This is a genomic window from Erwinia sp. AnSW2-5 (genome assembly GCF_045107195.1).
Lineage (GTDB): Bacteria > Pseudomonadota > Gammaproteobacteria > Enterobacterales > Enterobacteriaceae > Erwinia.
Genome location: NZ_JBJGXA010000027.1, coordinates 99,460 through 120,659 on the forward strand (window position 1 = coordinate 99,460; position 21,200 = coordinate 120,659).

Annotated in this window: 18 protein-coding genes; 10 read left to right on the top strand and 8 right to left on the bottom strand. The window is 53.7% G+C overall.

Annotated features, from left to right (window positions below):
* Nucleotides 1-107 precede the first annotated feature (107 nt).
* The 6 genes from mazG (at nt 108) to queE (ending at nt 8,800) form a co-directional block, all read left to right on the top strand.
* Entirely contained in the window at nt 108-890 is a 783-nt protein-coding gene (mazG, locus tag ACFL9S_RS17395; protein ID WP_405263119.1) for a nucleoside triphosphate pyrophosphohydrolase, read from the top strand.
* A gap of 199 nt (nt 891-1,089) precedes the next feature.
* Nucleotides 1,090-2,727 carry a glutamine hydrolyzing CTP synthase gene (pyrG, locus tag ACFL9S_RS17400; RefSeq protein ID WP_405263120.1) on the top strand — a complete coding sequence of 546 codons (1,638 nt, stop codon included), beginning with the start codon at nt 1,090-1,092 and terminating at the stop codon, nt 2,725-2,727.
* A gap of 80 nt (nt 2,728-2,807) precedes the next feature.
* On the top strand, nt 2,808-4,103 hold the full coding sequence (gene eno, locus ACFL9S_RS17405) for a phosphopyruvate hydratase (RefSeq protein ID WP_062744221.1): 1,296 nt from the start codon (nt 2,808-2,810) through the stop codon (nt 4,101-4,103).
* Between the two features lie 210 nt (nt 4,104-4,313).
* Complete coding sequence (locus ACFL9S_RS17410) at nt 4,314-6,200, top strand: acyltransferase family protein (RefSeq protein WP_405263121.1); 1,887 nt, start codon at nt 4,314-4,316, stop codon at nt 6,198-6,200.
* A gap of 121 nt (nt 6,201-6,321) precedes the next feature.
* Nucleotides 6,322-7,989 (top strand): methyl-accepting chemotaxis protein, encoded by a 1,668-nt coding sequence (locus tag ACFL9S_RS17415; protein WP_405263122.1) that lies wholly within the window; start codon nt 6,322-6,324, stop codon nt 7,987-7,989.
* A gap of 139 nt (nt 7,990-8,128) precedes the next feature.
* Nucleotides 8,129-8,800: a 7-carboxy-7-deazaguanine synthase QueE gene (queE, locus tag ACFL9S_RS17420; RefSeq protein WP_405263123.1), complete on the top strand. Its 672-nt coding sequence runs from the start codon at nt 8,129-8,131 to the stop codon at nt 8,798-8,800.
* 120 nt (nt 8,801-8,920) lie between these two features.
* On the opposite strand, the gene ACFL9S_RS17425 is transcribed toward queE, so the two are convergent.
* The gene (locus tag ACFL9S_RS17425; protein WP_405263124.1) at nt 8,921-9,793 is read right to left on the bottom strand and encodes an MBL fold metallo-hydrolase; all 873 of its coding nucleotides are present in this window, start codon (nt 9,791-9,793) and stop codon (nt 8,921-8,923) included.
* A 102-nt stretch (nt 9,794-9,895) separates the two neighbouring features.
* On the opposite strand from ACFL9S_RS17425, the gene ACFL9S_RS17430 reads away from it, so the two are divergent.
* Entirely contained in the window at nt 9,896-10,810 is a 915-nt protein-coding gene (locus ACFL9S_RS17430) for a LysR family transcriptional regulator (RefSeq protein WP_405263125.1), read from the top strand.
* A gap of 94 nt (nt 10,811-10,904) precedes the next feature.
* On the opposite strand, the gene ACFL9S_RS17435 is transcribed toward ACFL9S_RS17430, so the two are convergent.
* The 5 genes from ACFL9S_RS17435 to queD all read right to left on the bottom strand — a co-directional run bounded on the left by ACFL9S_RS17435 (nt 10,905) and on the right by queD (nt 15,393).
* Complete coding sequence (locus tag ACFL9S_RS17435) at nt 10,905-12,326, bottom strand: ABC transporter substrate-binding protein (RefSeq protein ID WP_405263126.1); 1,422 nt, start codon at nt 12,324-12,326, stop codon at nt 10,905-10,907.
* Nucleotides 12,327-12,398: 72 nt separating this feature from the next.
* The gene (locus ACFL9S_RS17440) at nt 12,399-13,172 is read right to left on the bottom strand and encodes an amino acid ABC transporter substrate-binding protein (protein WP_405263127.1); all 774 of its coding nucleotides are present in this window, start codon (nt 13,170-13,172) and stop codon (nt 12,399-12,401) included.
* A gap of 37 nt (nt 13,173-13,209) precedes the next feature.
* On the bottom strand, nt 13,210-13,977 hold the full coding sequence (locus ACFL9S_RS17445; RefSeq protein WP_405263128.1) for an amino acid ABC transporter ATP-binding protein: 768 nt from the start codon (nt 13,975-13,977) through the stop codon (nt 13,210-13,212).
* The gene (locus ACFL9S_RS17450) at nt 13,955-14,653 is read right to left on the bottom strand and encodes an amino acid ABC transporter permease (RefSeq protein WP_405263129.1); all 699 of its coding nucleotides are present in this window, start codon (nt 14,651-14,653) and stop codon (nt 13,955-13,957) included. Before ACFL9S_RS17450 ends, ACFL9S_RS17445 begins: the two co-directional genes overlap by 23 nt.
* 380 nt (nt 14,654-15,033) lie before the next feature.
* The gene (gene queD, locus ACFL9S_RS17455; protein ID WP_405263130.1) at nt 15,034-15,393 is read right to left on the bottom strand and encodes a 6-carboxytetrahydropterin synthase QueD; all 360 of its coding nucleotides are present in this window, start codon (nt 15,391-15,393) and stop codon (nt 15,034-15,036) included.
* A 287-nt stretch (nt 15,394-15,680) separates the two neighbouring features.
* On the opposite strand from queD, the gene cysJ reads away from it, so the two are divergent.
* The 3 genes from cysJ to ACFL9S_RS17470 are packed head-to-tail and all read left to right on the top strand — an operon-like array spanning nt 15,681 to nt 19,942.
* Nucleotides 15,681-17,483, top strand: a complete 1,803-nt coding sequence (gene cysJ, locus ACFL9S_RS17460; protein ID WP_405263131.1) for an NADPH-dependent assimilatory sulfite reductase flavoprotein subunit — start codon at nt 15,681-15,683, stop codon at nt 17,481-17,483.
* On the top strand, nt 17,483-19,198 hold the full coding sequence (gene cysI / locus ACFL9S_RS17465; RefSeq protein ID WP_405263132.1) for an assimilatory sulfite reductase (NADPH) hemoprotein subunit: 1,716 nt from the start codon (nt 17,483-17,485) through the stop codon (nt 19,196-19,198). The genes cysJ and cysI overlap by 1 nt, the downstream gene beginning before the upstream one ends.
* A gap of 12 nt (nt 19,199-19,210) precedes the next feature.
* The gene (locus tag ACFL9S_RS17470) at nt 19,211-19,942 is read left to right on the top strand and encodes a phosphoadenylyl-sulfate reductase (RefSeq protein ID WP_405263133.1); all 732 of its coding nucleotides are present in this window, start codon (nt 19,211-19,213) and stop codon (nt 19,940-19,942) included.
* A 240-nt stretch (nt 19,943-20,182) separates the two neighbouring features.
* On the opposite strand, the gene ACFL9S_RS17475 is transcribed toward ACFL9S_RS17470, so the two are convergent.
* Together ACFL9S_RS17475 and ACFL9S_RS17480 are read right to left on the bottom strand one after the other, a co-directional pair.
* The gene (locus tag ACFL9S_RS17475) at nt 20,183-20,563 is read right to left on the bottom strand and encodes a hypothetical protein (protein WP_405263134.1); all 381 of its coding nucleotides are present in this window, start codon (nt 20,561-20,563) and stop codon (nt 20,183-20,185) included.
* Nucleotides 20,554-21,174 (bottom strand): N-acetylmuramoyl-L-alanine amidase, encoded by a 621-nt coding sequence (locus tag ACFL9S_RS17480; protein WP_405263135.1) that lies wholly within the window; start codon nt 21,172-21,174, stop codon nt 20,554-20,556. Before ACFL9S_RS17480 ends, ACFL9S_RS17475 begins: the two co-directional genes overlap by 10 nt.
* Between the last annotated feature and the right edge of the window lie 26 nt (nt 21,175-21,200).

Consider the following 21,200-nt stretch of genomic DNA (forward strand, 5'->3'; position numbering starts at 1 on the left):
CACATACTCATGTATGCTCCCGGGGGATTGTGCGCTGGCGGTGAACAAACTGCCTGCGCCAGTTACGCCACGGCGTGGCCGGTTTTAAACTTAAATCAGGAAATTTTATGACTTCTCTCGATCGCCTGCTGGGCATCATGAAAACCCTGCGCGATCCGGAAAACGGTTGCCCGTGGGATCGCCAGCAGACCTTTGCCTCTATCGCCCCTTATACCCTCGAAGAAACCTATGAAGTGATTGACGCGATAAACCGCGCCGACTTTGATGATCTGCGCGGTGAGCTGGGTGATTTACTGTTCCAGGTGGTGTTCTACGCCCAGATGGCACAGGAAGAGGGGCGCTTTAACTTCGATGATATCTGTCATGCCATCAGCGACAAACTGGAGCGCCGCCACCCGCATATCTTTGCCGATGTGCAGGTCAGCGATAGCGCTGAGGTGCTGGTGAACTGGGAAAAAATTAAAAGCGATGAGCGTGCCGGAAAAGCCCAGCATTCGGCGCTGGATGATATCCCGCAGGCCTTGCCCGCTCTGATGCGTGCCCATAAAATCCAGAAGCGTTGCAGTAATGTCGGCTTCGACTGGGCCACGATTGGGCCGGTGCTTGATAAAGTGCATGAAGAGATTGATGAAGTGATGCACGAAGCGCAGCAGGCGGTTATCGATCAGGACAAGCTGGAAGAAGAGATTGGTGATTTGCTGTTTGCCACGGTTAACCTGTCACGGCACCTCGGTAGCAAAGCCGAAACCGCGCTGCAAAAGGCCAACACCAAGTTTGAACGTCGTTTTCGCCAGGTTGAGCAGATTATTGCCGCACAGGGGATGGAAATGCAGCAGGCGACCCTCGAACAGATGGAAGCTGCCTGGCAGGTTGTGAAATCCCAGGAATAATTGGCTGACACGATTCAACAAAAATGTGACGCGCGTCAACCTCCTGATGCGCAGATTCAGGTAATCTCATGGCGGTAAATGCGGTGGTAAGCACACAACCGGAAACGAGCAATTGTCGCAACGGGGTGTTTCGGGTATACTATTTTCCCGTCTTGGTTACTCATTCCATCGTCTTTAAACCTACATTCTCAGGTTCAGCATGACAACGAACTATATATTTGTGACCGGCGGGGTCGTTTCCTCTCTGGGTAAAGGCATTGCCGCAGCTTCCCTGGCCGCTATCCTTGAAGCACGTGGTCTTAACGTGACCATCATGAAGCTGGACCCGTACATCAACGTGGACCCAGGTACCATGAGTCCAACCCAACACGGTGAAGTTTATGTCACCGATGATGGCGCGGAAACCGATCTGGATCTCGGTCACTACGAGCGTTTCATCCGTACTAAGATGAGCCGCCGTAACAACTTCACCACGGGCCGTATCTATTCAGAAGTCCTGCGCAAAGAGCGTCGTGGCGACTATCTGGGTGCGACTATTCAGGTGATCCCGCACATTACCAATGCCATCAAAGAGCGCATCATTGAAGGTGGCGAAGGCCATGATGTCGTGCTGGTGGAAATTGGTGGCACCGTAGGTGACATCGAATCCCTGCCATTCCTGGAAGCGATTCGCCAGATGGCGGTTGATGTGGGTCGTGAGCACACCATCTATATGCACCTGACGCTGGTGCCGTATATGGCAGCTGCGGGCGAAGTGAAAACAAAGCCAACCCAGCATTCAGTGAAAGAGCTGTTGTCTATCGGTATTCAGCCAGATGTGCTGATCTGCCGTTCTGACCGCGCGGTTCCGGCCAATGAACGCGCTAAGATTGCGCTGTTCTGTAACGTGCCGGAAAAAGCCGTTATCTCACTGAAAGATGTCGACTCCATCTACAAAATTCCTGGCATGCTGAAATCGCAGGGCCTGGATGACTTTATCTGCAAGCGCTTCAACCTGAATGCCCCGGAAGCCAACCTTGGCGAGTGGGAGCAGGTGATTTATCAGGAAGCGAATCCAGGTGGCGAAGTGACCATCGGGATGGTCGGCAAATATGTCGAACTGCCGGATGCGTACAAATCAGTGATCGAAGCCCTGAAGCACGGTGGTCTGAAAAACCGTGTGACGGTGAATATCAAACTGATTGACTCTCAAGATGTTGAAACCCGTGGTGTCGAAGTGCTGAAGGATTTGGATGCTATCCTCATTCCTGGTGGTTTCGGCTATCGTGGCGTGGAAGGCAAACTGATGACGGCGCAGTACGCCCGCGAAAACAATATTCCATACCTGGGCATTTGCCTCGGGATGCAGGTCGCGTTAATGGAGTTTGCCCGTAACGTGGCACATATGGACGGCGCGAACTCGACTGAATTCGTTCCTGACTGTAAGTACCCGGTTGTGGCGCTGATTACTGAATGGCGTGACGAAGAAGGCAATGTTGAGCAGCGTACTGAGCAGAGCGATTTGGGCGGCACCATGCGCCTGGGTAGCCAGCAGTGCCAGCTGACGGATAACAGCCTGGTGCGTAACCTTTATGGTTCTGACACCATTGTTGAACGCCACCGTCATCGTTATGAAGTCAACAATATGCTATTGAAGCAGATTGAAGCGGCCGGTTTACGTGTTGCAGGTCGCTCCGGGGATGACCAGCTGGTTGAGATCATTGAGCTTCCTAACCACCCATGGTTTGTTGCGTGTCAGTTCCATCCGGAATTCACCTCAACACCTCGGGACGGGCATCCGCTGTTCAGTGGCTTTGTGAAAGCTGCCAGCGAGTACCAGAAGCGTTTGGCAAAATAAGTATTTTCATAACGGCTTGAAGTCTCTGGGTTTCAAGCCGTGTGTCTAAGTTTAAGCTAACTTGTACTGAGGAAAAACTAATGTCCAAAATCGTTAAAGTCATCGGTCGCGAAATCATCGACTCTCGTGGAAACCCGACTGTTGAAGCTGAAGTGCATCTGGAAGGCGGCTTTGTAGGTCTGGCAGCAGCGCCATCAGGTGCTTCTACTGGTTCTCGCGAAGCGCTGGAACTGCGTGACGGTGACAAATCTCGTTTCCTGGGTAAAGGCGTAACTAAAGCTGTTGCTGCTGTTAACGGTCCTATCGCTGACGCGGTAACAGGCAAAGATGCCAAAGACCAGGCCAATATCGACAAGATCATGATCGATCTGGACGGTACCGAGAACAAATCACAGTTTGGTGCTAACGCCATTCTGGCTGTTTCTCTGGCTGCGGCTAAAGCGGCTGCTGCTGCGAAAGGCATGCCACTGTACGAGCACATTGCTGAACTGAATGGCACCCCAGGCAAGTTCTCTATGCCACTGCCAATGATGAACATCATCAACGGCGGCGAGCACGCAGACAACAACGTCGACATCCAGGAATTCATGATCCAGCCAGTCGGCGCGAAAACGCTGAAAGAAGCTGTACGTATGGGTTCTGAAGTGTTCCATACCCTGGCAAAAGTGCTGAAATCTAAAGGCATGGGCACTGCGGTAGGTGACGAAGGTGGCTATGCGCCAAACCTGGGTTCAAACGCAGAAGCACTGGCTGTTATCGCTGAAGCGGTAAAAGAAGCAGGCTACGTTCTGGGTAAAGACATCACCCTGGCAATGGACTGTGCAGCGTCTGAATTCTACAAAGACGGCAAATATGTGCTGGCTGGCGAAGGCAACAAAGCCTTCACTTCTGAAGAGTTCACTCACTTCCTGGAAGACCTGACCAAACAGTACCCAATCGTCTCTATCGAAGATGGCCTGGACGAATCTGACTGGGCTGGCTTCAAATACCAGACCGAAGTGCTGGGCGACAAAATCCAGCTGGTGGGCGACGACCTGTTCGTGACCAACACCAAGATCCTGAAAGAAGGCATCGACAAAGGCATCGCTAACTCCATCCTGATCAAATTCAACCAGATCGGTTCTCTGACCGAAACTCTGGCTGCGATCAAAATGGCAAAAGACGCGGGCTACACTGCGGTGATCTCTCACCGTTCAGGTGAAACTGAAGATGCCACTATCGCTGACCTGGCGGTAGGTACTGCAGCTGGCCAGATCAAAACCGGTTCCATGAGCCGTTCTGACCGTGTTGCTAAGTACAACCAGCTGATCCGTATCGAAGAAGCGCTGGGCAACCGTGCGCCATTCAACGGCCTGAAAGAAGTTAAAGGTCAGTAAGCTGCCGATATTCTGAACCGGTTATCCGGTTGAGGATTATCTGAAAAGCCCCGTCTCCTGACGGGGCTTTTTTTTGCTTATTTTTTATTTTTCAGCCAGTTAAGGTTATTGCCTGAAGGCAGAAAAGTCCTGGTTCATGGGTTGCAGGGCGTTTTTATGCGTCATTTTGTGTAAATTCGCGGTGACTATTTGTAACCAGGATCAGGAAATATGAAATACCGTGCTGATGTTGACGGGCTACGCGCACTCGCCGTACTGCCGGTTATTGCCTACCACATGGGAATAGGGGGGATACCCGGCGGCTTTACCGGCGTGGATATCTTCTTTGTGATTTCCGGCTATCTGATCTGCGGCATCATTTACAACAGTGCCATGAGTGGTAACTTCTCTTACCTCGATTTCTATAAGCGTCGCTGCCTGCGCATTCTGCCCCCGCTGTTTGTGGTGCTGCTGGCGGTGATGATATTTGGTTATTCCCATCTGCTTCCCGCTCAGTTTACCGACCTGAGTGATAGCGCGCTGGCGGCACTGCTGTCGGCATCGAATATCTTTTTCTGGAAAACCACCGGCTATTTTGACGGTCCGGCCGATCTGAAGCCGCTGCTGCATACCTGGTCGCTGGCGGTGGAAGAGCAGTTCTATATTCTCTTCCCGATCATCCTGCTGGCGGTGATCCGCCTGTTCCGCAACCGTACCACTCAGGTGATGCTGTTGGTGATTGTCGGTTCGCTGTTGCTGAGTATTTATGGCGTCACGCGCAAGCCCACCTTCACCTTCTATATGCTGCCAACCCGCGCCTGGGAGATGGCGCTCGGTGGCATTATTGCTATCGCCGGGCTGGAAGCTAAAACTGCCCATTACAGTGCCACCCTAAAGCATGCCATGAGCCTTAGCGGGCTGGCGCTGATCCTGTTTGGTTTTCTCTGGCTGGATACCACTCTGCCTTTCCCAGCGTGGAATGCGCTCTATCCGTGCATCGGCAGCTTCCTGATTATCCTGGCAGGCCAGCAGTCTGTGGTCTCGCGTCTGCTGGCACTGAAGCCGGTGGTGTATATCGGTATGATCTCCTACTGCCTGTACCTGTGGCACTGGCCGATCATTGTCTACTCGCGCATGTTCTTTAACTTTGAACCGGGCGTGCGCGAGCTGGTGATCCTCGTCTTAACCTTTGGTCTGGCGGTGGCATCACGCTATCTGATTGAAATCCCGTTCCGCTACAAACTGTCTTACATCAGCCCAGGCCGCATTGTGACGGCGTCGGTGATCGGGCTTGCCGTGATGGCCAGCGGGGCGCTGTATAAAGGCCATATCAGCAACAGTTCCGGGCAGTTCTCTCCGGCTGCACTGGCGCTGGCGCAGTACTCGGAATACAGCAAGATGCCGGAGTTCGACTATCAGTATCGTCGCGGGCAGTGTTTCGTCGATGGCAAGAGCGATGAAGATAAGCCGTTTGACCGTGAGTTCTGCCTCAAAACCTCTCCGACCGCGAAGAACTATGTGATGATCGGCGACAGCCACGCGGCGCATCTGTGGCGGGCGATCAGCCTGGCGGCGGGGGATGGGGTGAATGTGATTCAGGCGACCTCCGCAGGTTGTAAACCGCTGTACCAGCAGTCACTGCGCAATCCGTGTACCCGACTGGTGGACTATGTCTACGACCAGTGGATCAAGGAACACCTTATTGACGGCATTATCATTTCGGCGCGCTGGGCACCGGAGGATATCGCGCCGCTGCGTGCGACGCTTGAACACCTGAAATCCCGCTCTGTCAATATCATCGTCATGGGGCCGACCGTCGAATATACCGAAGCGCTGCCGGACCTGCTGGCCTATCAGACGGACGGGCGGAAAGATTTGGTTGCCTCATCAATTAAGAAGGAGGTCCGCGCGACGGACGCACAAATGCGAACGGCGATGGCCGGGCAGGGGACGCCTTATATCTCGGTCTATTCGATAGTCTGCCCTGGCAACATCTGTCGCGGGCTGGCGTCTGACGGCCATCCGACCTCAAACGATTACGGGCACTTTACCCTGAGTGGGGCGAAAGACGTGGCGAAGCAGGCAATGGTGCAGATGCACGACAACAGATTTATGTAATTTATCAATCCGGGCGGCCCGTCAGAGGCCGCCCACCGCGCTTTTGTAAGTAATTAAAGTAAACACCACTCTGAACCGATATTAGCTGTTACCGGGCTAACCCAATCACAGAGTGCGCACCATGCTAAAAAATATAAAAGTCGTCACCAGCATCGTCATCATGCTGATCATTTTTAGTACCTTATTGCTCGTCTCCAGCGCGCTCTCATTCAATGCAATAAGCCAGGACAAAGCCAACTTCACCCGTGCCACGATTCTGACTGAGCAGCAGGGACAACTGAGTGATGCCTGGCAAACGTTGGTCAAAACGCGGGTCACCATCAACCGGGTCGCTATCCGCATCCTGAAAAAGCAGGCCGATCCTGCCTCAATGGCGGCGATTGAAAAACTGCTGGGCCAGGCCACTGAAACGCTGGATGATGCCGGACAACATTTTGCCCGTTATAAAAAGTATCCGGCGGTAGAGGGCCAGAATACGACACTGGATGAAGCCATCGTCAGCAGCTACCAGCTGATGCATGACACCATGAAACAGTCTATCCAATATCTGGGTGCCAATAACTACGAGGCGTACGGCAATCTGGAAGCGCAGAAAGCACAGGATGATTTAGAAAAAAATTATGACCGCTGGCGTGAGCAGAACAGCAATCTGCTGGCGGTGGGCGTTACCGATAATCAGAACGGTTACAACCACATGGTCTGGACGCTGGGGGCGGTGGTACTGATATTGCTGCTGCTGGTGGTGTCGGTTTGGGTGGTAATCAAACGTGTTTTGTTAACACCACTGAAACAGCTGCTGGTGCATATCCAGCGCATCGCGGCAGGTGATCTTTCTGAAACCCTGGTGGTGGATGGGCGCAGTGAAATGGGTGTGCTGGCCAGCAGCCTGACGCAGATGCAGCAGTCGCTGATCGGCACCGTGAGTAATGTGCGTGACAGTTCGAATGCTATTTACACCGGGGCGAGTGAGATCTCACAGGGTAACAACGATCTCTCTTCCCGTACCGAGCAGCAAGCGGCCTCGCTGGAGCAAACAGCAGCCAGCATGGAAGAGTTAACGGCGACCGTGAAGCAGAACGCCGAAAACGCCCGTCAGGCGTCACAGCTGGCTAAGAACGCCTCAGAAACGGCAGCGAAAGGTGGCCGGGTGGTGGACGGCGTGGTGAAAACCATGAATGAGATCGCTGGCAGTTCTAAAAAGATCGCCGATATCACCAGCGTGATCGACGGCATCGCTTTCCAGACCAACATCCTGGCGCTGAATGCGGCGGTTGAAGCGGCCCGAGCCGGTGAGCAAGGGCGCGGGTTTGCCGTAGTGGCAGGCGAAGTGCGTAATCTTGCCCAGCGCAGCGCGCAGGCTGCCCGCGAGATTAAAACCCTGATTGAGGACTCAGTGAATCGCGTTGATGCCGGTTCGCAGCAGGTGGCGACAGCGGGGGAAACCATGACGGATATCGTCGGTGCGGTGGTGCGCGTCACCGATATCATGGGTGAGATCTCCTCAGCGTCTGATGAACAGAGCCGTGGCATCGACCAGATTGGCCTGGCGGTCACCGAGATGGACCGGGTGACGCAGCAGAACGCCTCGCTGGTGCAGGAGTCTGCGGCCGCGTCAGCGTCACTGGAAGAGCAGGCCAGCCTGCTGTCTCAGGCGGTTGCCGTGTTTAAAATCGGACCACAGCACGCGGCCGTTGCCGTCAACCGTAGTGCTCAGGTGCTTAAAACCCCACGACTGTCTGCACCGCGTAAAGCGGCTGCCACCGACGAAGGTCACTGGGAGACGTTTTAACCCCGGTTGTCGGGCCGTTGACCGTCCGCATTTAGAGGGACGGTTAACAGCGGCGCAATGATTGGCACGCTTTGTTTGGCCTTATTCTGTCAATCTGCCATAATCTGCGCCCGTATTTTAGCCACCAGTCGAGATGTTGATGCAGTACCCGATAAATGAAATGTTCCAGACGTTGCAGGGCGAAGGTCTTTATACCGGCGTACCGGCAATTTTTATCCGCTTGCAGGGATGCCCGGTGGGCTGCAGTTGGTGTGACACCAAACATACCTGGGATAAGCTGGCCGATCGGGAGACATCGCTGGGAGATATTCTGCTGAAAACCGTCGAAACCGATGCCTGGGGCGCCGCCGATGCGGAGGCCCTGATCGACGTGATCCGCCAGCATGGCTGGACGGCGAAGCATATTGTGATTACAGGCGGTGAGCCGTGCATTCACGATTTGACTCCGCTGACCGCGGCTCTTCAGCAGCACGGTTTTGGCTGCCAGATTGAAACCAGCGGCACGCATGAGGTGCGCTGTACGCCGGAAACCTGGGTGACGGTGTCGCCGAAGGTCAATATGCGTGGTGGATATGACGTGCTGAACCAGGCGCTGGTGCGTGCCGATGAGGTGAAGCATCCGGTAGCGCGTCAGCGCGATGTTGATGCGCTGGATGATCTGCTGGCAACGCTCAGTGATGATAAGGCGCGAATTATTGCGCTACAGCCGATCAGTCAGAAGGATGATGCGACAAAGCTGTGCATTGAAACCTGCATCGCGCGTAACTGGCGGTTATCAATGCAGACGCATAAGTATTTGAATATTGCCTGATCTGCAACGGGCGAGGCGTGCCTCGCCCCTACGATTTCGGGGCCGACATGGTCGTGTAGGGGCGAGGCATGCCTCGCCCATTGCGGATGCCGGTGCCCTACGATTTCAGGCCCTGGCGGTTTACTGTGGCCACTTCATCTCGCCTTTCAGCACTTTCGCACTCAGCTCCAGGCTCGACTCATCTTTTAAATCAGGGTATTTCGCCTTCATCGTCGCAGTATAACTGGCGGCATCTTTACTCTCTGCCAGCACTGTTTCGGCGGTTTTCAGATACTGTTGTGTAAACGTCACGGAAGCGAGCGTCTCTGATACGCCCGGCAGGAAATGCCCTGGTACGACGCGTGTGGGTTTCAGCGCGCTGATCGCCTCCAGCTTCTGCTGCCACACTGAGCGCTCGGTGGCTGACTGCGCATCGGCCATCCAGACGTGAATATTGTTGCCATACACCACTACGCCGCCCAGCACGGTCTTCAGTTTCGGCACCCACAAATACGTATTTTGCGGCTGCGGGCCATTCACCCCTTTCACCTCAATGCGCTCACCGTCCACCTGGAAATGGTCGCCTTTCAATACGTCAGGAACAATCAGCGACTGCGGCGCGTTGGCGCCCATCTTCGGTCCCCAGAAGGCCAGCTTGCCGTCTTTACTTTGCTTAATCAGATCAACGGTGGCCGCCGTGGCGAGAATGTTTACCTGTGGGAAGGCACGCTTAATCGTATCAAGACCAAAGTAGAAATCCGGGTCCGACTGGCTGATAAATACCGTGGTGAGTGTTTTCCCGGTCGCCTTGATGCGTTTGACCAGGGCTTCGGCATCATTGCGCTGGAACTGGGCATCAATCAGCACCACTTCATGTGGGCCGGAGATGATTTCGCTGGAAACCGCAAACATGCTGGCTTCGCCCGGATTATACACATCCAGTTTCAGGGTTTCAGCGGCATACAGTGGGGCGCTGGCGGTCAGCGCGAGCAGTAAAGTGAGGCGGGTTTTCATCTTAAATAACCTGTGAGTCGGAAAAGAACACAGTGTAGGTTGCAAAATACAGCAGATAAACCGACTATCAGGCAACAGATTGTTGCATAAAACGGACATATTATGGATCGCGTCACCGCAGCGACGGTTTTTATCACCATTGTGCAGCGCGGCAGCCTGTCGGCGGCAGCGGATACGCTGGATATGTCGCGCGCAATGGTCACCCGCTATCTGAATCAGATGGAAAGCTGGGCCGGGGCGCGTCTGCTGCATCGCAGCACCCGCCGTCTGAGCCTGACACCTGCGGGAGAACATGCACTGGCACGTTGCCAGCAATTGGCGGCGCTGTCTGCCGAGATTGAGCACAGCAACCAGCCGGAGGGGGAGGCGATCTCCGGGCTGTTACGCGTCTCCTGCTCGCTGTCGCTGGGGCAGAGCGTGCTGATGGTGGCACTGACCGCATTTCAGCAGCGCTATCCCCGGGTGCGTATCGATCTGCATATCAGTAATCAACGGGTCAATCTGGTGGAGGAACGCATTGATCTGGCGCTGCGCATTACCGCTCAGCTGGAGCCGAACCTGATTGCCCGCCCGTTGCATACCTGTCAGTCGGTGATTTGTGCGGCGCCTGCTTATCTGGCGCGCGCGGGAACGCCGCTGATCCCGCAGGATCTCACCCGCCACAACTGCCTGGCCTATTCGCATTTCGGTAAAAGTTTGTGGCACTTCACCCGGGGGGAGGAGAAAGAAGCGGTGGCGGTGAGTGGCAATCTGAGCGGCAATGATTCGGTGATGCTGCTCTCTGCCACCCTGGCGGGCGCTGGCATCTCAATGCAGCCGAACTACAGTGCCGGGCCGTTGCTGGCGAGCGGTGAACTGGTGGCATTGCTGCCACAGTATCAGCTTGATGAGCTGGGGCTGTATGCCATCTATACGTCGCGGCAGTATCAGTCCGCGCGTCTGCGCGCGCTGCTGGATTTTCTGGTGGCGTGGTTTGGTGCAGAGGACGCCGGGCGACTGCTTAGTGGTGCAGACTGAATAGCGTTACCACGGAAGAGGGATTCACCAGTAGTGGTCGACCATTTTTTCCGGTCGACCAGCACAGTCAACATTTTCCGGTCGACCAGCATGACTAAAGGATCCTTACCCGTCCTTCCGCGCAGGGTTGCCAGCCGCTGGCTTTCTCGCCCAGCGCCCAGCGATGATCCGGGGCATACAAAAATAGCCACGGAGCCTCATCGTGAACCTGTGTAAACGCCTGGCGCATGATCGCCGCACGTTGCTCGTCATCAGCGGTCGCGGCGGCGCGGTCAAGCAGCGCATTCAGTTCCTCACTGTGATAGCCCTGCCACCACGGGCCTTGCTGGCGGGAATCCAGTTTTTCGCGGTAAACGCGCCAGCCGCTGGCCGGGCTGGAGTCAAAGCAGGCGATATCGCCAAACTGCTTATCACGTACCCGCTGCGCATAGGCCGGTCGGTCTTCATGGATGGTCAAATCGACCGTCACACCCACCGCCTGAAGCGCCTGCGCGATATGCCGGGCCAGCACAATCGACTCGTCAGGAAAACGTGCCGGGAGCGCCAGCGCCAGCGTCAGCCCGGAGGCATAACCTGCGTCTGCCAGCAGTTGCCGTGCCGCATCAGGATCGTAGCGATAAGGCTGCACATCCTGCGGAATACCGCTGTGGCGCGCCGTTAACGGTCCGGCTAAGGGACGCGCATGGCCTGCTGCAATCTGCGGATGCGCGATAATCGCCTGACGATCAATGGCATGATTCAGCGCCTTTCTGACTCGCACATCCTGTGTAGCACCCTCGAACAGATTCAACAGAAAAATAATGCACAGATAACTGCGCTGGCAGACGACGTGTTGCGTGCCTGTGGTCTCAAACAGCGGGTCCACCAGCAGATCGGCCTCACCACGGGCAAACAGCGCCTGGCGCTGCACGGCATCAGGTTCGGCCAGCCACACCAGCGTGGCGGCTGGCGGTTTACCGGCCCAGTGTTCCTCAAAGGCCCGCAGGGTAATACGCCCTGGCTGCTGCTCTGAGAACTGGTAAGGGCCGCTGCCAACGGGCTTTTGTGGCAACGCGTGCAGGCTGTCTGCCGGAACAATGGCAATATCCACCAGCAAATCCAGCAGGTCAGCAAAAGGCTGCGGGTTGTTGACGGTCAGCCAGCCATCATCGGCAACCGACACCGTGGCCTGTTCCAGATAGCTGCGCAGCACGCCCTGCGTACCCAGCTCGCCCGGCATTTCCGGTGAGAGGGCGCGCAGCAGAGAGGCCTGAACATCAAAGGGGGTAAGGATGGCCCCGTTATGGCAGCGCACGCCAGCGCGCAGCTTGAAGCGCCAGCGTCGGCAATCGTCCTCCACTGACCAGCTTTCCGCCAGCCACGGAATAAACACGCCCGCATCGTTGCGTCTGACAAGCGCATCAAAGATCGCATCGATAATACTGCGCCGGTCGCGGATATCGGACAGTACATGCGGATCGGCCAGTGGCACCGTGGGCTGAACGACGGTAAACAGGTCAGTGGAGGAGATCGTCATTGAAGTCACTCTGTAAGCAGGAGAAGAGGCTCCGCAGGGCATCGGCCGCCCTGCGGATTTCACTGCGGGGTATTATTTGGAAACGTCAGCAGCAAAATAGTGCTGAGAGATGCGCTGATAAGTCCCGTCGCTTTTAATCTCCGCCAGGGCTTTATCAATGGCGGCTTTCAGCTCAGGGTTTCCTTTACGAATTAAAATACCTTCCTGCTCGGCATCGGCACGGGTGGCGGCAATTTTCACTTTCGCGTCCGGCTTATGCTTTTTAAAGTCGAGGTACGACAGGTTATCGTTAATGGTGGCATCGGCACGGCCGCTGGCCACCAGATCGACCGATTGGTTAAAGCCATCAGTGCCTACAATCTCCGCGCCGTAGCTGCGTGCCAGCTGCGCATAGTTACTGGTCAGCGTATGCGCTGATTTTTTGCCTTTCAAATCTTCAAAGGATTTGATGCTGGTGTTATCGCTGCGGACAATCAGCACGCCTTTTGAGGCGATATACGGCACAGAGAAATCATATTTTTGCTGACGTTCTGGCGTAATAGAGACCTGGTTAATCACGGCTTCGTAACGTTTCGCGTCCAGTCCGGCGATCAGGCCATCCCACTTTCCTTCCACGAATTCCGCTTTCACGTTCAGGCGCTTGGCGACTTCACGGCCGATCTCGACATCAAAGCCGGTTAACGCGCCGGAAGCATCGTGGTAAGTAAACGGTGGATAGGTGCCTTCTGTACCGATTTTCAGCACGCCAGCCGACTGGATCTTAGCGAGGTCAGTTTCTGCCAGTGCCGCAGAAGAGAAACTTAGCTGGACCAGGCCTGCCAGTAACAACGTTGCGATCTTTTTCATGAAAAACTCCTGAATGCTGTCTGTGATGTGGTCTTAATTATATTTCCCAGGAATCGGGCAATGTGTCGGTCAGGGTGGAGATAAACGCTTTGGTTCTGGGTTTCTCGGCGCGGGTAAACAGGTCGCGGGAGGTTCCCGTCTCAACGATCTCCCCCGCTTCGAGAAACACCACGTGATTAGCAATATTGGCGGCCAGACGCAGGTCGTGCGTCGCCATTAGCATGGTCATCCCTTCTTTTGCCAGGTCCTTTAGCACCGCCACCACTTCCAGTGACAGTTCCGGGTCCAGCGCCGAGGTGGGTTCATCGCACAGCAGCACCTTGGGTGAGGGCGCCAGTGCACGGGCAATCGCCACGCGCTGCTGCTGACCACCGGACAGGGTGGCAGGCCAGGCATCGCGTTTATGGATCATGCCCACTTTCTTCAGCAGCGCTTCAGCACGTTCACGGGCCTGGGCAGGATGCTGCTTATGGACGGTAATCAACCCTTCCATAATGTTTTCAATCACCGTCAGATGCGGAAACAGCTGAAAGTTTTGGAATACCATGCCGGTTTGCTGGCAAATACGGCGAATATCTTTTCGGGCAACGCGTTGACTGCCGGAAAATGCAATATGTTCATTCCCAATGGTCAACTCGCCTGCCTGTGGTATTTCCAGCAGGTTGATGCAGCGTAATAATGTACTTTTACCGCTGCCGGAAGGGCCGATAAGTGCCGTTACGCTACCTTCATTAATCGTCAGATTAATATTCTTTAAAACCGGATTGCCATCAAATTGTTTTTCAATGCTGGATAATTTTATCATTATCTCTTTCCTTTACCGTACTGTTGCTGGCGAGCTTGCTTTCCAGTCTGGTCTGTAATGCGGATAAAACAGAACTGATTAATAAATAAATAATGGCAGCTTCGGTATACAGTATTAATGGCTGGTAGGTGACGGCCGCAATACGCTGGGCGGCAAGAAACATCTCAGGAACGGTAATCACCGAGGCCAGAGAGGTATCTTTTACCAGCGAAATAAAGGTGTTGGATAACGGTGGAACGGCAATGCGTGCCGCCTGCGGAATAATGATACGACGTAGCGCCTGCACCCAGCTCATACTGATAGAGTGCGCTGCTTCCCACTGGCCTTTGGGCACCGAGAGCAGGGTGGCGCGGATCACTTCAGAGGTATAAGCACCAATATTCAGCGTGAAGCCAATCACCGCAGCCGGGAAAGCATCAAGGGTAATTCCAATGCCAGGCAGCGCATAGAAAATAAGAAATAACTGCACCAGTAATGGTGTGCCGCGAATAAGCCAGACATAAAAGCGCACGATATATTGCAGTGGCTTAGGTCCGTATAAACGAGCCAGGGCAACGATAAAGCCCAGTGATAAACCCAGTGCAAAAGAGACCAGCGTTAAAGGAATGGTAAATGTCACACCGGCATAGAGCATCGGCCAGAAAGAATCAATTGCTAAGGTAAGCCATGCTGGCATTTCACACCTTTATACCCTTCATCCTTCGAACTACAGGTGCGTTGGCTGCTCTCGCTCACCCGAATCACTTACTTGAGTAAGCTCATCGGGATTCACTCGCTTGCCGCGTTACTCGGCTTAGCCTCGCCCCAAGGGGCCAGCGCGTTGCGCTGTTCAAAAAGGCTAAAGCCTTTTAGTCCTGCAATTCGAATTATTTTGGGCCTGGTTTGATCTATTTATTCAATGGCGAGAGATTATCACGGGGTAAGAAAATACGCTTATATCTTCAAATGATATAATATATTCTCTAAGAATATATATTTAATTCATAAGCTTTTCTGGAAAACGCATATAGAAAAAGCAGGCCGGGTTAACGGGCGTCAACCGGGCCTGTTTGGCAGCTAACCGCGATAGACGCAGCCAGCGGTGCAGGTCTCTTTCACCAGTACGGCGCTTAACAGCGGCAGAACCGGCTTCATCTGTTGCCAGATCCACGCTGCCAGCACTTCGCTGGTTGGGTTTTCCAGCCCTGGGATATCGTTGAGATTATAATGGTCCAGACGATCATAAACGGGTTTGAACGCCGCCTTAATCTCTGAAAAATCCATTACCCAGCCCGTATGCGCATCCACTTCGCCAGTAATTTCCAGACGAACCATAAAGGAGTGCCCGTGCAGGCGGCCGCATTTGTGCCCTGCAGGCACATTCGGTAAATGGTGCGCGGCTTCGAATTGAAAATCTTTAAACAGCGTAGTCGCCATAGTGACAGTCTCAGTCTTTATCAATAAAACCGCCGCAGGATACCGGAAAACAGCTTTTTTCGCACCCGTTTCCCGGCTAAACGCGATAACCAGAAACACCTGTAAAAGGTGTTGGTTTTAACGTATTGAATAATATAGAAATGGCTAACCTGTTTTGTCGCTAATGCTTACCATAAAAACCGTTTAGTCATTTTGGTTATTAATTATTACCAACCCTTATTTAAGGGTTGTTATGCTTGCCCTTACCCTGTTGTTAATAGACCTCTGACTGTGGAATTTTCAACGCAATGACGACTCAGGCACCTTCTAACATGCTTCCGTTAAATCCAGACCAGCTTGCCCGCTTACAGGCTGCCACCGGTGATTATTCCCCCACCCAGCTGGCGTGGCTTTCCGGTTATTTCTGGGGCATGGTCAATCAGGCGCCGGGAGCGGCAGTTGCCAGCGCGCCCACTGCGGTTGAGGTGCCAACCGTCACCCTTCTTTCTGCATCGCAAACCGGCAATGCACGTCGCCTTTCCGAACAGCTGCGGGATGACCTGCTGGCCGCGAACCTGAACGTCAACCTGGTGAATGCCGGTGACTATAAGTTCAAGCAGATCGGACAGGAGAAGTTGCTGGTGGTGGTAACCTCCACGCAGGGCGAGGGGGAACCGCCGGAAGAAGCCGTTGCGCTGCATAAATTCCTGATGTCGAAGAAAGCGCCAAAAATGGACGGCAGCGCCTTTGCGGTGTTTGGTCTGGGCGATACTTCTTACGAATTCTTCAGCCAGGCCGGAAAAGATTTTGACAACAAACTGGCCGAGTTGGGCGGTGAACGTCTGCTGGATCGCGTTGACGCTGACGTGGAATACGCGCAACAGGCAGAAGCCTGGCGTAAGCAGGTGGTTGATATCCTCAAGGCTCGCGTGCCGGATGCCAGCGCAGGTCAGGTTGCCGCAGCGGCAACCGGTAGCGTGAATGAAATTCACAGCAGCCCGTACAGCAAAGAAGCCCCTCTGGCTGCCAGCTTTGCGGTTAATCAGAAAATCACGGGCCGTGATTCTGATAAAGACGTGCGTCATATTGAAATTGATCTGGGTGACTCCGGGTTGCGTTACCAGCCGGGCGATGCCCTTGGCGTGTGGTTCGAAAACGATCCGCTGCTGGTGAAAGAGCTGCTGGCGCTGTTGTGGCTGAAAGGCGATGAGCCGGTCAGCGTGAACGGTGAAACATTGCCACTGGCCGAGGCCCTGCAAAAGCATTATGAACTGACGGTCAATACCCCGCAGATCGTCGAGCAGTATGCTCAGCTTTCCCGCAATGAAGCGTTACTGGCGCAGATTGATGAGAAAGCCAAACTCCATCATTACGCGCAGAACACGCCGATTGTTGATATGGCGCGTTACGCCCCGACTGAGCTGAACGTTGAGCAGTTGCTTGGCCTGTTGCGTCCGCTGACGCCGCGTCTCTATTCGATTGCTTCTTCGCAGGCTGAGAATGAAACTGAAGTGCATATCACCGTCGGTGCCGTGCGCTTTGAGATCGAAGGCCGCGCACGCGCCGGTGGTGCATCCAGCTATCTGGCCGATCGTCTGGAGGAGGACGCAGAAATCCGCGTCTTCATCGAGCATAACGACAATTTCCGTCTGCCAGCCAACCCGGATGCACCGGTGATTATGATTGGTCCAGGTACCGGGATTGCGCCGTTCCGCGCCTTTATGCAGCAGCGTGATACGGAAGGCGCTGGCGGTAAAAACTGGCTGTTCTTTGGTAACCCACACTTTACCGAAGACTTCCTGTATCAGGTTGAGTGGCAGCGTTACGTGAAAGACGGTTTGCTGACAAACATTGATTTAGCCTGGTCGCGCGACCAGGATCATAAAGTGTACGTACAAGATAAAATCCGTGCGAAAGGTGCGGAACTGTGGCGCTGGATCGAAGAGGGCGCGCACATTTACGTCTGTGGCGATGCAAATCGTATGGCTAAAGACGTTGAGCAGGCATTACTGGAAGTGGTAGCCGAATTCGGTGCAATGGATATCGAAACGGCGGATGAATTTTTAAGTGAGCTGCGCATTGAGCGCCGTTATCAGCGAGATGTGTACTAATGAGCAATGAAAAATACCCAGGGCCGTTGGTGGTAGAAGGCAAGCTGGTCGACGCCGAGCGCCTGAAAAAACAGAGTAATTACCTGCGCGGTGGCATTGCCGAAGACCTGCATGACGGGCTGACCGGCGGTTTCAACGGCGATAACTTCCTGCTGATCCGTTTCCACGGTATGTACCAGCAGGATGACCGTGATATTCGTGCCGAACGTACTGAGCAGAAGCTGGACGCACGTCATGCGATGATGCTGCGTTGCCGTCTGCCGGGCGGCATTATGACGCCAAAACAGTGGCTGGCGATCGACAAGTTTGCCACCAATAACACTCTCTACGGCAGTATTCGTCTCACTAACCGTCAGACGTTCCAGTTCCACGGTATTCTGAAAGGCAACGTGAAACCGGCGCATCAGATGCTGCATGAAGTGGGGCTGGATGCGCTGGCCACCGCTAACGACGTAAACCGTAATGTGCTGTGCAGCTCAAACCCGATTGAGTCTGAACTGCATCAGGAAGCATACGAGTGGGCCAAAAAGCTGTCTGAACATCTGTTGCCGCAGACCCGCGCTTACGCGGAAATCTGGCTGGACCAGGAAAAAGTGGCGACCACGGACGTTGAGCCGATCCTCGGTGAAACCTATCTGCCGCGTAAGTTCAAAACCACCGTGGTGGTGCCGCCGCATAATGACGTCGACCTGCACGCCAACGATATGAACTTTGTGGCGATTGCTGAGAACGGCAAGCTGATTGGCTTTAACCTGTTGGTGGGCGGCGGACTGTCTATCGACCACGGGAATAAAGCCACTTACGCCCGTACCGCCAGCGAGTTCGGTTATCTGCCACTGGAGAAAATTCTCGATGTGGCTGAAGCCGTGGTTACCACCCAGCGTGACTGGGGTAACCGTACCGACCGTAAGAATGCGAAAACCAAATACACGCTGGAGCGCGTTGGCCCGGATGTGTTTAAGGCGGAAGTGGAGCGCCGTGCCGGGCTGACCTTCGAGCCGACCCGTCCGTATGAATTCACCACCCGTGGCGATCGTTTTGGCTGGGTGAAGGGCATTGATAATAAATGGCACCTGACGCTGTTTATCGAAAATGGCCGTCTGCTGGATTACCCTGGCCGACCGCTGAAAACCGGCCTGGCCGAAATCGCCAGGATCCATCAGGGCGACTTCCGCTTAACGGCGAACCAGAACCTGATTGTTGCCGGGGTGCCGGAGTCAGAGAAAGACAAAATTGAACAGCTGGCGATGTCGCACAGTCTGATGGAGAACGTCAGCCATCAGCGTGAAAACTCGATGGCCTGCGTGGCCTTCCCGACCTGCCCGCTGGCAATGGCTGAAGCTGAGCGTTTCCTGCCAGAGTTTGTGACCCGTGTTGAAGGCATTATGAATACCCACGGCGTGGGCGATGAACATATCGTCCTGCGCGTCACGGGTTGCCCGAACGGTTGTGGCCGTGCGCTGCTGGCCGAGGTCGGTCTGGTCGGCAAGGCGCCAGGGCGTTACAACCTGCATCTGGGCGGTAACCGTATTGGTACGCGCATTCCGCGTATGCACAGTGAAAACATCAATGAAGAGCAGATACTGGCAACGCTGGATGAGCTGGTGGGCCGTTGGGCGAAAGAGCGCGAAGCTGACGAAGGTTTCGGTGATTTCACCATCCGTGCCGGGATTGTCCGCCCGGTGCTCGATCCGGCCCGTGACTTCTGGGAATGATGGAGGCGTGATATGGCAGTTCTCGATCTGGCAACACTGAATGCATTACCGAAGGTGGAGCGCATCATCGCGCTCGCCGAAATCAACAATACGCTGGATAAACTGTCTGCCGAAGATCGGGTGATCTGGGGGCTGGAGAACCTGCCGGGTGAAGCCGTACTGACCTCCAGTTTTGGTATTCAGGCGGCGGTCAGCCTGCATCTGGTGGCGCGTCAGAAGCCGGATATTCCGGTGATCCTGACGGATACCGGTTATCTGTTCCCGGAAACCTATCAGTTTATCGATGAGCTAACGGAGAAGCTGGATCTCAACCTACAGGTGTTTCGCGCAGAGCACAGCCCGGCGTGGCAGGAAGCGCGCTATGGCAAGCTGTGGGAGCAGGGCGTTGAAGGCATTGAGCGTTACAACCAGATTAACAAGGTTGAGCCAATGAACCGTGCGCTGGCGACGCTGAAAGCCCAGACATGGTTTGCCGGCCTGCGCCGCGATCAGTCCGGCAGCCGCGCGCATTTGCCGGTGCTGGCGATCAAGAAGGGCGTGTTTAAGCTGTTGCCGATCATCGACTGGGATGATCGCCAGGTGTATCAGTATCTGCAACAGCATGGGCTGGGCTACCACCCGCTGCGTGAGCAGGGTTACCTCTCTGTGGGGGATACGCACACCACGCGTAAATGGGAGCCGGGGATGGCAGAAGAAGAGACGCGCTTCTTCGGCCTGAAACGCGAGTGCGGGCTGCACGAGTAGTTTTACCGGTTACCAAAATAGCGCTGTGGCCTGCCTTCTTTAAACTTCTGTAGTGGCCGATCATTCTTTTCCGGTCGGCCAGTGACCCTGCATGCATCCCTATTCGTTATCCCCATCGCAGCAAGTGCATCGTAATGACCGCTCTCAATAACCTCAATATGTTCTACTTTCCTTACCTGCAGAGCCAGTGAAGATGACAATAAAAATGAATGTTTTTTCATTCCCATTTGGCTGGCTCGCTTAATCTTCCCACTCATTATCGATGTAGTAGAAATATTTTCTATGCCCCTGGGTGAAATCCACCCACCCAAGCCCACTGGAGTGAATTCTCCACTCGCCAGAAGAACTATCTCTAAACGTTATTGTGCCGGATGCTACGCAGGGTGAATAATACTCTTTCATCCACTCGCTATTAGAGTCTGATTCTTCGGCCTTAGTAAAGTAATGGATTAGCTGTTCTTTGGTCGGGTTAAATGTCTTACATCCTTCCTTTTCGTACTCATATCTGTCCTCACTATCGTAAGCACCTGTCTTAACTATATTGATCTGGCTGACTTCTCTTGCCTGAACAAATAAAGGCACGAGTAATAGAGCTAAAAAAAATAATTTTTTTATTCCCATTTTGCTGTGCTCGCTTCCGTTTCATTTTTCCTTCCTACATCAGGATGTCTGTGGATCTCAGTCATAGGGACGTTAAACTTAGAGCTAAGTTCCGCAACTAACCATTTAAGGGAATCATTTTGTTTATCATTGACAGTCTCATAAACAGGATCTGGTTTACCCTTAATTTGAGCAGCCATACCGACTATTTCAATGCCAATACTATCGGTATTATTGGGGAACCGATCAGGAAAGTTCTTTTTTCTCTCTATATTGGATATTTCTTGTGAGATCTTTCTCTCCCAGAATCTTTTAGTATGTAATGCTAATAAACGTATCTCTGTAGGTTGGCATACTTTCTTTAAAAAACATTTCGATTGCATTAAACCAACATGCCAGGTTGCTTTAAATAACGATGCTGTTTGATAAATCTTGCTATTTTTATCTATTAAAAAGTGTGCTCCATTAGCAGCCTTATTGTCATAACTGTTAAAGGTACTTTGAGCTGACGGACTGGCAGTTTGGTGTACTACAATACCATTAACGCTATCAAGACTCCCTCTCTCAATTGTTTTAAATATTTTTCGCTCGATGCGGTCATCATAAATATAACCATCTTCATCTATATGCATATTATCTTCCTTTATAAATGCACTAA

What these genes read in the sequence shown, in the direction of transcription:
- mazG (WP_405263119.1), top strand. Translation starts at nt 108, where the DNA reads ATGACTTCTCTCGATCGCCTGCTGGGCATCATGAAAACCCTGCGCGAT.
- pyrG (WP_405263120.1), top strand. Translation starts at nt 1,090, where the DNA reads ATGACAACGAACTATATATTTGTGACCGGCGGGGTCGTTTCCTCTCTG.
- eno (WP_062744221.1), top strand. Translation starts at nt 2,808, where the DNA reads ATGTCCAAAATCGTTAAAGTCATCGGTCGCGAAATCATCGACTCTCGT.
- ACFL9S_RS17410 (WP_405263121.1), top strand. Translation starts at nt 4,314, where the DNA reads ATGAAATACCGTGCTGATGTTGACGGGCTACGCGCACTCGCCGTACTG.
- ACFL9S_RS17415 (WP_405263122.1), top strand. Translation starts at nt 6,322, where the DNA reads ATGCTAAAAAATATAAAAGTCGTCACCAGCATCGTCATCATGCTGATC.
- queE (WP_405263123.1), top strand. Translation starts at nt 8,129, where the DNA reads ATGCAGTACCCGATAAATGAAATGTTCCAGACGTTGCAGGGCGAAGGT.
- ACFL9S_RS17425 (WP_405263124.1), bottom strand. Translation starts at nt 9,793, where the DNA reads ATGAAAACCCGCCTCACTTTACTGCTCGCGCTGACCGCCAGCGCCCCA.
- ACFL9S_RS17430 (WP_405263125.1), top strand. Translation starts at nt 9,896, where the DNA reads ATGGATCGCGTCACCGCAGCGACGGTTTTTATCACCATTGTGCAGCGC.
- ACFL9S_RS17435 (WP_405263126.1), bottom strand. Translation starts at nt 12,326, where the DNA reads ATGACGATCTCCTCCACTGACCTGTTTACCGTCGTTCAGCCCACGGTG.
- ACFL9S_RS17440 (WP_405263127.1), bottom strand. Translation starts at nt 13,172, where the DNA reads ATGAAAAAGATCGCAACGTTGTTACTGGCAGGCCTGGTCCAGCTAAGT.
- ACFL9S_RS17445 (WP_405263128.1), bottom strand. Translation starts at nt 13,977, where the DNA reads ATGATAAAATTATCCAGCATTGAAAAACAATTTGATGGCAATCCGGTT.
- ACFL9S_RS17450 (WP_405263129.1), bottom strand. Translation starts at nt 14,653, where the DNA reads ATGCCAGCATGGCTTACCTTAGCAATTGATTCTTTCTGGCCGATGCTC.
- queD (WP_405263130.1), bottom strand. Translation starts at nt 15,393, where the DNA reads ATGGCGACTACGCTGTTTAAAGATTTTCAATTCGAAGCCGCGCACCAT.
- cysJ (WP_405263131.1), top strand. Translation starts at nt 15,681, where the DNA reads ATGACGACTCAGGCACCTTCTAACATGCTTCCGTTAAATCCAGACCAG.
- cysI (WP_405263132.1), top strand. Translation starts at nt 17,483, where the DNA reads ATGAGCAATGAAAAATACCCAGGGCCGTTGGTGGTAGAAGGCAAGCTG.
- ACFL9S_RS17470 (WP_405263133.1), top strand. Translation starts at nt 19,211, where the DNA reads ATGGCAGTTCTCGATCTGGCAACACTGAATGCATTACCGAAGGTGGAG.
- ACFL9S_RS17475 (WP_405263134.1), bottom strand. Translation starts at nt 20,563, where the DNA reads ATGGGAATAAAAAAATTATTTTTTTTAGCTCTATTACTCGTGCCTTTA.
- ACFL9S_RS17480 (WP_405263135.1), bottom strand. Translation starts at nt 21,174, where the DNA reads ATGCATATAGATGAAGATGGTTATATTTATGATGACCGCATCGAGCGA.